This window comes from Chryseobacterium sp. UF-290, assembly GCF_058245615.1.
The window spans coordinates 377817-393449 of the sequence record NZ_JBSICB010000001.1 but is presented as its reverse complement, the minus strand read 5'-3'; the positions used below and the strand labels follow the sequence as shown (position 1 = coordinate 393449).

7 protein-coding genes are annotated in these 15633 nt (G+C 38.1%); 5 read left to right on the top strand and 2 right to left on the bottom strand.

What is annotated here, in order from left to right; all coding sequences use genetic code 11:
• Nucleotides 1-16: 16 nt before the first annotated feature.
• Nucleotides 17-2161, bottom strand: coding sequence for a S8 family peptidase (locus AC4IF5_RS01660; RefSeq protein WP_490731053.1), 2145 nt, complete (start codon nucleotides 2159-2161; stop codon nucleotides 17-19).
• Nucleotides 2162-2427: 266 nt separating this feature from the next.
• On the opposite strand from AC4IF5_RS01660, the gene dnaE reads away from it, so the two are divergent.
• The 3 genes from dnaE (at nucleotide 2428) to AC4IF5_RS01645 (ending at nucleotide 12393) form a co-directional block, all read left to right on the top strand.
• On the top strand, nucleotides 2428-7095 hold the full coding sequence (gene dnaE, locus AC4IF5_RS01655) for a DNA polymerase III subunit alpha (RefSeq protein WP_490731051.1): 4668 nt from the start codon (nucleotides 2428-2430) through the stop codon (nucleotides 7093-7095).
• 337 nt (nucleotides 7096-7432) lie between these two features.
• Nucleotides 7433-9850 (top strand): T9SS type A sorting domain-containing protein, encoded by a 2418-nt coding sequence (locus tag AC4IF5_RS01650; protein WP_490731049.1) that lies wholly within the window; start codon nucleotides 7433-7435, stop codon nucleotides 9848-9850.
• A gap of 215 nt (nucleotides 9851-10065) precedes the next feature.
• A complete protein-coding gene (locus AC4IF5_RS01645; protein WP_490731047.1) occupies nucleotides 10066-12393 on the top strand; it encodes a GEVED domain-containing protein in 2328 nt (775 codons plus the stop codon).
• Between the two features lie 329 nt (nucleotides 12394-12722).
• Here AC4IF5_RS01645 and AC4IF5_RS01640 read toward each other — a convergent pair whose 3' ends face one another.
• Entirely contained in the window at nucleotides 12723-13550 is an 828-nt protein-coding gene (locus AC4IF5_RS01640) for an ion transporter (RefSeq protein ID WP_490731045.1), read from the bottom strand.
• Between the two features lie 62 nt (nucleotides 13551-13612).
• On the opposite strand from AC4IF5_RS01640, the gene AC4IF5_RS01635 reads away from it, so the two are divergent.
• Nucleotides 13613-14710 carry a Nif3-like dinuclear metal center hexameric protein gene (locus AC4IF5_RS01635; protein ID WP_490731043.1) on the top strand — a complete coding sequence of 366 codons (1098 nt, stop codon included), beginning with the start codon at nucleotides 13613-13615 and terminating at the stop codon, nucleotides 14708-14710.
• 2 nt (nucleotides 14711-14712) lie between these two features.
• Nucleotides 14713-15489 carry a zinc ribbon domain-containing protein gene (locus AC4IF5_RS01630; RefSeq protein ID WP_490731041.1) on the top strand — a complete coding sequence of 259 codons (777 nt, stop codon included), beginning with the start codon at nucleotides 14713-14715 and terminating at the stop codon, nucleotides 15487-15489.
• Nucleotides 15490-15633 lie beyond the last annotated feature (144 nt).

Below are 15633 nucleotides of genomic sequence, written 5' to 3'. Positions count from 1 at the left end.
TCTTTGGATATGCAGGTTATTCCTTGATCACTTTTTTAGAAATAACATCTTTGTCTGTTTTTATTTCAATGATGTAAATTCCTTTTGTGTTAGCGGATAAATCTATTGGTTCTTTATCGTTGTTGATAGTACCACTTTGTAGTTTTTTACCTGAAAGATCATATACATTGTATATAGACTTTTTAGGTGCTTTCAGTATATTGGTGATGTCTTTTACAATGGTTGGTGCGATTGCTATACCATCCAATACTGCTGATCCTGTTTCTTTGGTTCCAAGCAATTCGGTAAATCCTGTTACGATGATAGAGTAGTTTTGCGGTGCATTATCTCCTGAATTGTTTTTTAATATCCCTTTATTGGTGATCTCTATTTTATAAGTTCTTCCGGCAGTTGGAGCGTCAACTATAACCTGTTCTACATTGTCTACTGTATTATCTCCTTTGGTTGCGGGGGTCATTGGATTGCTGGCATCCAGTTTCCATGGATAGTAAACCGTGTTTGTAGTGGTGTCTGTAATTTTCAGATCCAGATCATTAATCAGCTTTGAATTTCTGTTATTGTAAATATTGTTCCACTGATTGGTAAAGTTTGTAAATTCAGGATCTACCCAGGATATTGTTACTTTTAACGGTTCTGAACCTGATGCTTTTACTGTTTTTATATTGGCAACTCCACTATTTAACGTTTCATCATTAAAAATGATACTGTTGTTGGATTTTCCTACAAGAAGCTCGGCTCCTTTTTTAGCATCAATAAAGCCCCATCCGAATTGTGGATCAGGACCTATATTACCTGCTTCTTTTGCTGAATGAACCATTAAGGTTTTTGCTGAAGCCGCATTTAATAGGTTGCCTCCAAATAGCTGTTTATTAATCTGTGTCCAAAGTCCAATAATACCAGTTACTACAGGAGCTGAATAAGAGGTGCCATTTCCTATGTCAATTTTACTTCCTCCCGTAGAGGTATTATCAGTCCAGGCACTGGCAACACTTGTTCCTACAGCTGTAATGTCCGGCTTGATGCCTCCGTCATCCCTTGGCCCTGCACTACTGTAGCTGGAATGAATGACATCTGAAGAATTAGCATATCTTCCGTCATTAGTCGTAATTCTATCCGCAGCAGCTACAACAATAATATTTTTCCCTAGGGAGCCAATTCCTATACAGTCATACCCCTGTGCGCAATTATTAGGAGGCAGAGTGTCAGTTGCTGCGAATTCCACAAGGTTGCCTGCACTATTTTTGTAATATTTTTTATAAGTGCTTGTGGTTGCACTAGGTCCGTTTCCAAATGAGTTTCCGGCAGATTTTACTATGATATATGAAGGGTTGTTGTATACAATCTGGTCATAATCACGGTCGTTTGTGTGATACGTTCCCTGAGCGTCAAACGTAGTGTTAGGGCTTGAAAACGCTCCGTTCCATACCCATGCAGGTTCATTATTAATCAGTTGAGGATCTGCCCATCCCTGATTGCTTCCATAGGAATGGTTGGAAATATTGGGTTGTGCTTTTACAATTTTTTGAAAAACGGTGCTTTGGGTAGTCTCACCATCCAAAACAGAAGCTCCAAAAGCATAGGCGTCTATCGTAGAATTTGGTGCAATACCTTTGAAATTAACCTCTCTTGTTGTACCGTTCGTAAATGTTACGGTGTATGGATAATCTTTTGCCCCTATAAAGCTGGAAACAGCTGTTGCGTGATCGCCATAATTGACATTGCTGTTTTCTTTATTTGTTATCCTGTTAGGGAGGTTGTTAAAAAAGACATGATCTGCAAATACTCTTGCAACGTTTGATGAGGTACTGCCATCAAAAATGGAAAATTTAATGCCTTCTCCATTAAAAGATCCTGTTAAACCTGTAATATTTCCTCCCTGTAAAAAATCAGAATTGGAGTTTTTAATCTGATCCATGTCATGGGCTTGAAAAAAATACGGCTTATTATCAGGTAAAAATCCTGCCAGATTGGTTCTTTGCTTTTCAATCTCTTTTAAAACTTCAGGAGTTTTGTCAGAACCATATTGTTTTGACACATAAGCATCAAGCCTCTCATTGTTGTCTATTCTTTGTCGTTCGAACTTTCTAATTAATTCTTCGTTATTTTGAGCACTTGCTAATGTAATGACTAAAGTACTGAGTAAAAGTAATTGTTTCTTCATTTTGAGTAATAAATTATAAAAAAATATAGTTAGTCAAATTTATAGCAAAAAACTGACAATTAGATAGTTTCGGTAAATAATTCTAATTTTTTCAATAATATTTTAATATTTTATTTTATAGTTGGTTGAATGGTTTATTATTTTTATAAAATGTAACAATTTTGTGGTCGTAAATATGGTTAGTTCTTTATATTTGGTATAAGCTATAATTGGAAAAAATGAAGTAACTTTACATTCTCTTTTTTATAAAAAAGTTAGAAAATTATATGTATTTAATTTTTGACACAGAAACAACAGGTCTACCAAAAAATTTCAACGCTCCGCTTTCAGATTCGGATAACTGGCCAAGAATGGTTCAGATTGCATGGCAAGTGCACGATGATGATGGGAACTTGATTGAAAATCAGGATTATATTATAAAGCCTGAAGGATATGATATTCCCTTCAACGCGGCCAGGATTCACGGGATCACAACGAAGATTGCCAATGAAGAAGGACGCGATCTGCAGGAGATCTTAGAAGAGTTTTCCAAAGTCCTGGAAAAGGTAAGAGTGGTTTCCGGGCACAATGTAGAGTTCGACTACAATATCGTAGGAGCAGAATTTTACAGAAAAAATATGAAAGATAATCTTCAGGAAAAGCCCAGAGCAGATACAATGATCCTGGGAACGGACTTTTGCCAGCTTGGAGGAGGACGGGGAGGCAGATTTAAACCTCCGAAACTTGAAGAACTTTATGAAAAATTATACGGAAATAAGTTTGATGAAGCCCATAACGCTGCAGCCGACGTAAATGCTACTGCTCAGGTTTTCTTTGAAATGATGAGGATTGGAGTGGTTCCTGCAGAAACATTAAAGATTTCCGAAGATCAGCTAGCGTATTTCAAAAGCCTTTATCCTGATCCGATCAAACCTTTCGGAATTGTTATCCGGAGACAGGTTGCTGATTTTCATAATAAGAAAAAACAGCAGGATTTTGGAAGCATTGATGAAATTGATATAGGTAAATATTTCAATTTTAATAATCACAGTGTTTTCTCAACGCTGACGGCTACTTCCAGCATCAATGATCTGATCAGAAAAGCTACTGAAGAAAATTTCCCGGCTGTCGGAATGGTGGATCTCGGAAACATGATGGGGGCTTTCAAGTTCGTTTCTGCAGTAGAAGGAGCAAACGGAGACAGAGCAAAAAAACATAAAGAATATTTAGCCAAAAAGCAGGAAGCAGAAGAGAACGGAACAGAGTTCAATGAAGTGGAGCCTGTTTCTGAACCGTTAATTCCTGTAGTGGGATGTGAGTTTTATATTTCAGACCGTTATGAGCAGAAGCAGTTTACCAAAGATGATCCCGACAAAAGGACACAGGTAGTACTTTTGGCGAAAGACTTTAACGGATATAAAAATCTGGCAAAACTTTCAAGCATCGGATTCCTCAAGGGTTTCTACTTTGGGGTTCCAAGGATAAGCCGTGAACTGATCGCCCAGTATAAAGAAGGAGTGATCGCATTGACTTCCGGAATCCACGGAGATATTCCTGATGCGATCTTAAATACCGGTGAACAGAAAGGGGAGGAGCTGTTCAAATGGTGGAAAGACACCTTTGAAGATGATTTCTATGTACAGCTTCAAAATCATCAACTGCCGGAAGAAGAACATTTGAATGAGGTACTTCTGTATCTGGCAGATAAATATAATGTTAAGATTTTAGCCCAGAATGAGACTTTTTACACCAATAAAGACGATGCCAATATCCAGGATATTGTAAGCTGTATCAAAGATGGAGAGAAGCTGACAACGCCCATTGGAAAAGGTTTTGGCAAAAGAAGAGGACTGGTAACAGGAGAATATTATATCAAAAATTCGGATGAAATAAAGGAAGCTTTTCTTGCGTATCCTGATGCCTTTGATGCCTATGAGGAGTTCACCGCAAAATTTAAGCCTTATACTCTGAAGAGAGATGTACTTCTTCCTAAGTTTGATATTCCTGAAGAGTTTATCCATGCGGAAGATGAGGTAGACGGAGGAAAAAGAGGAGAGATGGCGTATCTTACACATCTTACTTACGAAGGGGCAAGAAGAAGGTATGGTGAAGATGGTATTACTGCTGACATTAAAGAACGTCTTGACTTTGAGCTGGAAGTCATTGCCAATACCGGATATCCCGGGTACTTCCTTATCGTACAGGATTTCTGTAATGAAGCCCGTAAAATGGGAGTTTGGGTAGGTCCCGGAAGGGGATCTGCTGCCGGATCTGCTGTGGCGTACTGTATCGGAATTACCAATGTAGACCCTATTAAATACGATCTCCTTTTTGAGAGATTCCTGAACCCGGAAAGGGTATCCATGCCCGATATTGATATTGACTTTGATGATGAGGGTAGAGACAGGGTCATTAAATGGGTAATTGAAAAATATGGTCAGAGCCAGGTGGCTCAGATTATTACCTACTCGGTTCTTGGTGGGAAATCTGCGATCAAGGATGCCGGAAGGGTATTGGATGTTCCGATCCCCGATACGAATAATATTGCCAAGCTGATTCCTTCCACACCAGGGATGAATATTGCAAAAGCTTTGGCAAAATATGATAAGTTAAAGCCTGAAGAGCAGATGCTTGTCGATGAGATGAGATATGTTCTTGAAAGTCCGGATGATGCCCGTCATGGAGTGCTTGCAAGCGCAAAGAAGATGGAAGGCTGTATCAGGAATACGGGAATTCATGCCTGTGGGGTAATTATTACTCCTGAGGATGTAAGTAATCTGGTTCCCGTAACCATTGCTGCAAAGGATGCCGATATTCTGGTTTCACAGTTTGACAACTCGGTAGCGGAAAGCGCAGGACTTCTGAAGATGGACTTCCTGGGACTGAGGACTCTGACGATCATTAAAGATGCTTTGAAGCTTGTGAAGGCAAGATATGGGGTGGATATTGACCCGGATCTTATTCCGCTGGATGATGCTAAAACCTATCAGCTGTTTAAAGAAGGAAGAACGGTTGGGATTTTCCAGTATGAAAGTCCCGGGATGCAAAAATACATGAGAGAGCTTAAGCCTACGGTTTTTGCCGATCTTATTGCGATGAATGCATTGTACCGTCCAGGCCCGATCAAGTATATTCCAAATTTCATCAACAGAAAGCATGGTATTGAGGAGATTGTTTATGACTTACCGGAAACAGAAGAATATTTAAAGGAAACATACGGAATTACCGTTTATCAGGAGCAGGTAATGCTTTTATCCCAAAAGCTGGCCAACTTTACGAAAGGTGAAGCCGATACGCTGAGAAAAGCGATGGGTAAAAAGCAGATCGATGTTCTGAATAAAATGTACCCTAAATTCATTGAAGGAGGAAGAAAGAATAATCTGAATGAAGAGAGGCTCGAAAAAATCTGGAATGACTGGAAAGCCTTCGCAGAATATGCTTTCAACAAATCTCACTCTACCTGCTATGCATTCATTGCCTATCAGACTGCGTATTTGAAAGCCAACTATCCGGCAGAATATATGGCAAGTGTGATGAGTAATAACATTAACAATACTGATTCTATTACGATGTTCATGGAAGATTGTAAGAGTATGGGAGTTGATGTATTAGGACCGGATGTCAATGAATCTCAATATAAATTCTCGGTAAACGAAAAAGGCCAGATCCGTTTCGGACTGGGAGCGATTAAAGGGATCGGGGAAGGGCCGAGTGAAGCGATCACAAAAGAGAGGGAAAACGGAAGATTTAAAAATATTTACGATTTCTTCGAAAGGATATTGCCTTCCCAGATGAATAAAAGAGTCGCCGAGAGTTTAGTGCTGGCTGGGGCTTTCGATGAACTGGATACGTTTCACAGAGGGCAGTATTTTGATATTGATATGGCGGGTAAAACCAATCTGGAAAGACTGATCAGATATGGACAAAGCTTCCAGGAAAGCAAGAACGAGATGGAGCATTCTTTATTTGCGGATTTTGCAGAAGAAGTTCAGATCGAGCAACCGAAACTAGCACCATGCCCGGAATGGCCGAATATGCATAAATTGAATAAGGAAAAGGAAATTATTGGCTTCTATCTTTCAGCACATCCGTTGGATGAATTCAAATATCAGTTCCAGTTTATGCAGGGGCAGCTTTCAAAGAAAGCGGTTCTGGAAAAAGAAGATGAAGAAAAGATTGTGACGGATGAAGCTCCGGTTCTGGAACAGGATGCACAGGATGAAACGGTTGATCTTATAGAGATCGTATCTGATGAGCTTTCTGTAGGAGATGAGGAAATTGTGGAAGAGGTAACAAAAAAAGCAGAACCTAGAGGGAACTTTTTGTTCCTGAACCTTGATGAGGTTGATGCCTACAAAGAACAGGCTTTTGCCAATAAGCAGGCAGAGTTATTTGAAGAAAAAAAGAAAGACTGGAAAACCCTTCAGAAAGAAAGAGAGAACGGTGGCGGAGGAAAAGAATATACGGTAGCCGGCCTGATCACGGAATACAGAGTTCAGGATGGCTTCAGAAGTGGTGAGAAGGTAGCTTTTGTTACACTGGAAGATTATTCAGGTTCTTATTCATTCAGGCTGGGAGACAGGGATTATATGAGGCTGAAGGAAAAGCTTGAGGTTCAGAGGTTTGTTATTTTTAAAATTAAGTTTGCTCAGGTAAAAGATGGAAGAGTCTTTGTGAATGTAAACGATGTAATAGAGCTTCAGGAGGCTTTTGAAAGATTTGCGAAAAGTATTTCTTTGGTGATGGATGTTATGGATGTAAGGCCTGAGGATCTTGACTTTTTCAGAAAAGTTCTTGACAGGAATAAAGGAAACCAGAAGCTGAAGTTCTTTATTAAAAATATTGAAGATGATTCTCATATTGAAGTTCAGTCTATGAAGCATTCTGTAGATCTGAACGGAGATCTTATCAAAGAAATTCAATTGCTCAATAAATATGAGTTCTATCTGAATTAAAAAACAAAATTAAACATCAGTTTAAAAAGCGGCTTTTTGAGTCGCTTTTTTGTTTTATTATCATGAAGAATACTATAAAATTTTACTAATTTTTTTATGTTAAATAGTAAAATTTTCAAGAATTTATTTTGTAAATTATTTTATATAATATACTGTATTTCAATTTTTTATATATTTTTCATCAAATTATGAAATAAATGTTAAAATTAAATAAGTGTTTGAATTTGTCTTAATATTATGATTCTTTTATTTTGTTTTGTTTAATAATTTATGATATTTTTTAATATTTGAATTAATATTTATACATTTACCACCTAATTATTGTTATTTACTATTTATGAAAAAATTTCTACTATCGTGTCTGATGATCCTTGGCATAGGGATCTCTGCACAGTTACAATTAGGAAGTGGAACATCCACAAGCGGTAGCTCCGAGGCTGTGCCATGGAGTAACTATTATAAGTTTTCTTACTGCCAGCAGATTATTAAGAAATCAGAACTGAATACAAGTGCCGGCAATATTACAGGATTGAAGTTCTTTCTTGGAAGCTCCAGAACTTTACTAAATTCTGATGAAATTATAGTTTATCTGGGGCATACCTCTGATGATACATTTGCATCTACGACTTCATGGATACCTTTGTCTTCCCTGACAGAGGTATTTGCAGGTACGGTAACCAATAATAGCGGTGTTGTGGAAATTACGTTTACCACACCTTTTGCTTATAATAATGTGGATAACCTTGTGGTTGCTATAGATGAAAATAAAGATGATTACGATACTGCTGGCGGATCCACCGAATATTTCTATAAATATTCAGTAGCATCAAACTCTACTCTCTATTACAGAAATGACAATACAAATCCGGATCCTGCAAACCCTACTATTACAGGATCAAGAGTAGGAACTAGAGCTGTAATGCAGATTTTGGGGTTGGTACCGGCTTCCGCTCCGGCATGTAATACAATATCCGCTCCTACAGCAGGTGCTACAGGGGTTTCGATAACTCCTGCACTGACTTGGTCAGCAGCGGACGGTGCTACATCATACTTGGTGAGTCTTGGAACTACACCGGGAGGTACAGATGTTATGAATGGTGTAGATGTAGGCTTGGTTACAAGTTATACTATACCTGTAGCTTCGCAATTGTCTTATCTTACCACATATTATCTTACTGTTTCTCCTAAAAATGCTGCAGGTGTGGCAACGGGATGTACGGAAAGAAGCTTTACAACAAGAAATATTCCTTGTCCGTCAGTTTCTGCACCATCGGCATCTGCTACTGGGGTTTCGATAACTCCTACATTTACCTGGTCAGCAGCAGCAGATGCTACAGGTTATAAGATAAGCATAGGAACAACTGCAGGAGGTTCAGACATTTTAGATAATTTTGATGTAGGAAATGTAACAACCTATACTTATAATACTCCTCTGAACTTTAATACGAAATATTATTATACAATTAATTCGTATAATGCTACGTTAAACTCTTCCGGCTGTAGTGAAAGAAGCTTTACAACAGCAACGCTGTGCCCGTCAGTTACAGCACCTACAGCGAGTGCAACGAATGTTTCTATTACACCAACTATCACTTGGGGAGCGATCACAGGAGCTACGGGATACAGAATTTCAATGGGTACTACTGCAGGAGGTACAGATATTATGAATAATGTAGATGTGGGTAACGTTGTTTCCTATACACTTTCTACACCTCTGGCATTTAGCACAAAATATTATTATACAGTAACTGGTTATGCCGGAGCTACGTCAGGTACTGCTTGCTCTGAAAGAAGCTTTACAACACAGGGAGCTTGTCCTGTAGTTACTTACCCTGCGGCTTCGGCGACACTCCAGCCTGTAACACCGACGATCAAGTGGAACGCTATTTCAACAGCAACTTATTATACTTTAACAGTCGGAACTACTGCAGGAGGATCTGATATTATGAATAATGTGAATGTAGGTAATGTTACTTCCTATACTTTTACAATTCCTCTAACATTAGGTACCAAATATTACTATACCGTTAATACTAATACTTCATCAGGTTGTACAGAAAGATCATTCACTGTAAATAGTGTAGCGGCGCCGGTAAATGATAACTGTTTAGGTGCGTTGGTAGCATCATCTTTCCCTTACTCATATTCTCAGACTGATGGAGCGGGTTCTACAAATGGTTCAGGATTCGTTTTAGCTTGTGGTACAGGCTCTAATGACGGACTGTGGTTTAAGTTTACAGGAGATGGAGGTGATATTACCGTAAAAGCTACTACTACAAACAGCTGGGATCATAAAGTATCAGTATATACCGGAAGCTGCGATGCCCTTACTTGCGTAGGAAGTGCAGATAGTGATTATTCAAGCACAGGTGCTATTGAAACGTATACATTTACCTCTGTGGCAGGAACCGATTACTATGTAAATGTTGCCTATTATAGCGGTACCTCAGATTCTACAGAAGGAAACTTTAATATAAACATTACCACTACTAATATGTTGGCAACTTCTGAGGTGTCAAAAGAAAAAGTAAAAGAGATCAAAATTTATCCAAATCCGTTTACAGACGTTGTGAATATTTCTGATGCTTCTAAAGTAAAATCAGTTTCAGTAGTTGACCTTACAGGAAGATTGGTGAAAACGATCGAAGATCCTTACTCTACACTTCAGTTGAGAGACTTAAAAGAAGGAATGTATTTAGTAATTCTGAATATGAAAGACGGAACTAAGCAAACCGTTAAGGCCATTAAGAAATAAAATTCTTTAGCTAAAAAATAAAGAGAGGCTTCCTTTGCATAAGGGAGCCTCTTTTTTATTGGCCAATCTTAAAGGCTGATAATCCTGTTAATGATCAATGAGGTGTTGGTTTTGTGGTTCGTTGATTAAATTTCTTTTTTTAGTGAATTTTGTTTAATTTTTTAATGTTTTTATTATGATATTTTGTTAGTTTTGGGTAACTAATACTATTTTATATGAAAAATATTTTACTTGTGAGCTTTTTAGCGGTAGGCGTTTTTTCTTTTGCGCAAAGTTATTGTACGCCAGCGTTCGGCAGCGGATGTAGTTTTGGAGATGTAATTGATTCTTTTACGATTCCGGCAGCTGGATTTGATCATCAGGATACAGGCTGTTCTTCAGGAGCATATGGGGACTATACTTCTATGACCATTAATATGAATGCCGGATTAAATTATGACTTTTCCGTTACCCATGATTACAGCAGCCAAAATGTACGTATCTGGATAGATTTTAATAATGATGGAACTTTTGATGATACCAATTCCGAGCTTGTTGCTTCCGCCAGCAGTACTGAAGTGGGTGGGGATAATATAACTTCAGGGACCATAAGCATTCCTGTTACCGTTACACCTGGTACCTATAGAATGAGGGTGGCAGACCGATATTCGGATGATCCAATTCCTTGTAATACAGATGGCTATGGTGAAGCGCATGATTATACGGTAGTTATTGGGGCGGCTCCCAGCTGTTTTGCACCAGGCGGTTTAAGTGTATCAGTAATTACGACGGATTCAGCTCAGATTTCATGGACAGCTCCGTCATCTGCTCCGGGTAGCGGGTATGAATATTATTATTCCACATCCGGTACATTTCCTACTGCGGCTACAGTTGCTTCAGGAAGCAGTAGCACACTGAGTACCGATTTATCGTTGCTTACAGCGGCTACCGTCTATAACGTATGGGTACGTTCGGTATGCAGTACTACAGATAAGAGTGCATGGTCCCAAAAGACAACATTTACTACAGCGTGTAGTACCGTGAATGTACCTTATGTGCAGGATTTTGAAAGTGTAACCGAACCTAATCTGCCACTTTGTACAATGGTTGTGAATGATGGTACAGGAAATGAATGGGAAACTTATGATTATGATGATTATGGATTTACAGGCAATGTGCTTAATTATTCATACCATTATTCAGAGCTTGCAAATGCCTGGTTTTTTACTCCAGGTATCAATCTTACTGCGGGAGTTAGCTATAGAGTTAAATACAAATATGCTAATTCACCGGGAACTACAGTCTATCCTGAAAAATTAAAAGTAGCATATGGTACTTCGGCAACGGGTGCAGGAATGACCAATACATTAGCCGATCATCCGGATATTGTTATAAGTACAGCTACAAATAATTTCGTGGATTTTACTCCTGCCACTACAGGAGTGTATTATATTGGCTTTAATGCATACTCTGATGCAGATATGAATCAGTTGTATGTTGATGATATTAAAGTAGATGTAACCCCTACTTGTAGTGAACCTAATGCAGTAGCGATTTCAAACACAACAATAAACGGGACTACGGTTTCCTGGACAGCTGCGAATCCTGTTCCTGCCAATGGATATGATATCTATTACAGTACAACCAGTACACCTCCTACAGCAGCCAGTACTCCTAATTTCACAGGCATTACTGCGACTACTTATGATATACCTGGTTTATCACCTTCCACTCCTTATTATGTATGGGTAAGATCTGTATGCAGTACTACTGATGCAAGTGCCTGGAGTGATCCTGCTGCATTTACTACTGCATGTACAAGTACAAACCTTCCTTATGTTGTGGATTTTGAAAATGTTTCGACTCCGGAACTTCCTGGCTGTACTACAAGTGCCAATATGGGATCAGGGAATAACTGGGAAACAGCACCTGCACCTTTTGGAAATCAGGGATTTCCAACAAATGTGTTGAGCTATTCGTATGATTATGCTGATCCTGCAGACGCATGGTTCTTTACCCAGGGCTTGAATCTGACGGCAGGGGTACAATATACCATCAGCTACAGATATGGAAATAATTCAACATCATATACTGAAAAATTGAAGGTCGCTTTCGGAGCTTCTGCCACTTCAGATGCAATGATCAATCCGATAGCGGATTATCCATCGATCAACGATGAAACTGCACATACGGAAACTTTAACGTTTACGGTTCCTTCAACCGGTGTTTATTATTTTGGATTTAATGCTTATTCAGATGCTGATCAGGCGAGCCTATACCTTGATGACATCAGTATCAGTGATTTGAATCTGGCCGTATCGGAAGTTTCTCAAAAGAAAAATGAGATTAAATTATATCCGAATCCGTTTACCGACGTGCTGAATATTTCTGATAGTAAAAATGTGAAGAATATCTCAGTAACGGATGCTTCAGGAAGGTTAGTGAAAACCATTGCAAATCCGGGTTCAACAATATATTTAAATGACCTGAAACAAGGTATGTATATTGTGAACTTAGAGATGAAGGATGGATCAAGACAGACTGTGAAAGTTATTAAGAAATAATTAATCACTTACGGAAAATTAAGAAGACGGATTATTTGATCCGTCTTTTTTTGTAAAAAGATAAAGATGAATGAAATGTCTTCACTCATCTTTATATTAATTTTTACGTATTATTATTCATCACTCATTATTTATCAGGTACAGGTTGTATGTCTCCCGTATTCATAAGGTCAAAAATGCTGGGGAAGAACATTGCTAATATAAAGTAAATGATGATCATTAGCACGATGAGTGCAAAAAGAATGATGACTAAACTATTCGGTTTGTTTTTCTTTTTTGGTTCCATGATTTTGTGGTATTTGGTGAATAGATTACACTTATATCAATTATCAAGCTAATTTCTTGCCACACTGTTTACAGTATCTTGCATCATCATCAATATCCTCATTACCGCAGCGGTCGCATACCTTTTCCAGGTTTTGTCTTTTGTTCCGCATTTCTGCTGTTACGATCCCGGTAGGAACTGCAATAATGGAATAACCTGCCAGCATCAGAATTACGGCGAAAAACTTTCCCATGGGAGTAATAGGGGAAACATCCCCATAGCCTACGGTTGTTACCGTTACGACAGCCCAGTAAATAGATTGCGGTATCGTTTCAAAACCCTGTCTGCCTCCCTCTACCATAAACATGAGAGAGCCAACAATGACGGAGAAGATAATGAGGAACAAAAGGAATATATAGATTTTCCTTGAGCTGTTCTTCAGGGCACGAACGATGAGATAGCCATCATTCATAAAATCAAGAAGGTTGAAAATCCTGAAGATTCTCAGCATTCTCAGCATTCTGAAGATCAGGAAGTATTTGGTGACAGGAAAAAAGAAGCTCAGATAAAATGGGACTAAAGCAAGGAAATCGATGATCCCGAAAAAGCTGAAAATATAACTTTTTTTGTTTTTTACCACGCTGATACGCATCCAGTATTCTGCAGTGAAAAAAATGGAAATGATCCACTCAAGAATAAGGAATATATAATGAAACCTTTTATCGAGCTTGGGTACGCTTTCCATCATAATAATGGCGGTGCTTGCCAGGATCAGAGATAATAAGATGATATCAAACAACTTTCCGAGTCTGGTGTCGGAACGGTAGATAATCCTGTAAAGAAATCTTTTCCAGAGCGTATCTTCAGGAACAAGATTATGTTCTCTTTCCATTTAGAATGTTTTTTTTAAATTAACAAATTATCGTTATTTTCGTAGCAAACATACAGAATAAAATGACAATAAGCGAAGTAATATCAAAAATAGAGAACCGTATACCTTTACAGCAGGCAGAAGATTTTGATAATGTGGGATTGCTGTGCGGAGTTCCCGGTCGTAACGTCAGTGGAATTCTGGTTTGCCATGACGCGTTGGAAAATGTAGTAGATGAGGCAGTAGAGAAAAACTGTAATCTTATTGTATGTTTTCATCCTATTATATTTTCCGGATTAAAATCTTTGACAGGGAAAAACTATGTAGAAAGAGCCGTTTTAAAAGCTATAGAAAATAAAATTGCCATTTATGCCATTCACACGGCATTTGACAATGATTTCTTTGGAGTTAATCATGGTATTTGCCGTCAGTTGGGATTAAAGAATATGAAGATTCTTCAGCCGAAAGAAAATAATCTAAAGCAGCTAACGGTTTTTGTACCGAAAGACTATTCCGAAAAGGTGAAAGAAGCCATGTTCTCAGCCGGAGCAGGAAATATCGGATTTTATGATGAATGCAGCTTTACCGTGAATGGAAACGGGACTTTCCGCCCAACAGAAGGCTCGAACCCGTTCTCCGGACAGCAGAATGTCCGTGAAAAGGCTGATGAGGATATGATCTCCGTAATATTTGAAGGATATAAGGAAGGGAAGATCATTGGTATGATGAAAGCGGCTCATCCTTATGAAGAAGTAGCGTATCAGGTGTACAGTCTGGATAACAGGAACCATCACGCAGGACTGGGAATGTATGGTGAGCTGGAAGAAGAAATGGACGAAAGGGATTTCTTGAGGCTTGTAAAAGAAAAATTTGGGCTTGAAGTGATAAAACATTCGTCTTTTAATAACAAAAAAATCAAAAGAGTGGGCGTTCTCGGAGGTTCCGGAGCCAGCGGGATACGATCTGCAGCTGCCCAAAAATGTGATGCTTATCTTACGGGAGATCTTAAATACCATGACTATTTTTTAGCTGAGTCTAAAATGCTGATTTGCGATATAGGACATTATGAATCAGAACAATTTGTAAGTCAACAATTATTTGAAATTTTATCACAAAAATTTAGTACATTTGCAATTTCAAAATCTATTGAAAAAACAAACCCAGTAAATTATTTCATTTAAATATGGCAAAAACCAACGATATTTCAGTTGAAGAAAAATTAAGAGCTTTATACGATTTACAGATCATTGATTCAAGATTGGATGAAATCCGAAATACTAGAGGAGAATTGCCAATTGAAGTTGAAGATCTTGAAATCGAGATCGAAGGTCTTGAAAAAAGAGCTGAAAAATTTCATACAGATATCAAAGATCAGGAAGATCAGATCAAAACGAAGTATGAAGTGATTAACCATGCTAAAACTTTAATTGAGAAATACAAATCTCAGCAGGATAATGTAAGAAACAATAAAGAGTTTGAAGCATTAGGAAAAGAAATCGAATTCCAGGATCTGGAAATTCAGCTTGCTGAAAAAAGAATTAAAGAATTCGGAGCTAAAATTGCTCATAAAAACGAAACTTTAAGCGAACTGAATGAAAAGATCAATGATTTGAAAAATCACCTGAAATTCAAGAAAGAAGAATTGGATGGTTTGATCTCTGAAACTCAGAAAGAAGAAGAATATCTTTTAGAGCAGTCTAAAGAATTCGCCGGTAAAATTGACGAAAGATTATTGGCTTCTTACAACAGAATCAGAACAAACTCTATCAACGGTCTTGCTGTAGTAGGATTAGAAAGAGGAGCTCCAAAAGGATCTTTCTTCACGATTCCGCCTCAAAAGCAAATGGAAATTGCTCAGAGAAAGAAAATCATTATTGACGAGCATTCCGGGAAAATCCTTGTAGATGACGAGTTGGTAATGGAAGAAAACGAAAGAATGAAATCTGTAATTAAATTCTAATTATTGAGCATCAATAATACGAAAGCTGCTTCAGAAATGAAGCAGCTTTTTTTATAATATTTACATCTTTACAGAGCAAAACGAAAAGAAACGTTGACTCTAAATCCCGTTATTAAACACGAATATCACAAATTTCTTCATCAA

Bases quoted from the DNA above. Each gene is read 5' to 3' on its own strand.
- dnaE (WP_490731051.1), top strand. From the start codon at position 2,428: ATGTATTTAATTTTTGACACAGAAACAACAGGTCTACCAAAAAATTTC.
- AC4IF5_RS01640 (WP_490731045.1), bottom strand. From the start codon at position 13,550: ATGGAAAGAGAACATAATCTTGTTCCTGAAGATACGCTCTGGAAAAGA.
- AC4IF5_RS01635 (WP_490731043.1), top strand. From the start codon at position 13,613: ATGACAATAAGCGAAGTAATATCAAAAATAGAGAACCGTATACCTTTA.
- AC4IF5_RS01660 (WP_490731053.1), bottom strand. From the start codon at position 2,161: ATGAAGAAACAATTACTTTTACTCAGTACTTTAGTCATTACATTAGCA.
- AC4IF5_RS01630 (WP_490731041.1), top strand. From the start codon at position 14,713: ATGGCAAAAACCAACGATATTTCAGTTGAAGAAAAATTAAGAGCTTTA.
- AC4IF5_RS01650 (WP_490731049.1), top strand. From the start codon at position 7,433: ATGAAAAAATTTCTACTATCGTGTCTGATGATCCTTGGCATAGGGATC.
- AC4IF5_RS01645 (WP_490731047.1), top strand. From the start codon at position 10,066: ATGAAAAATATTTTACTTGTGAGCTTTTTAGCGGTAGGCGTTTTTTCT.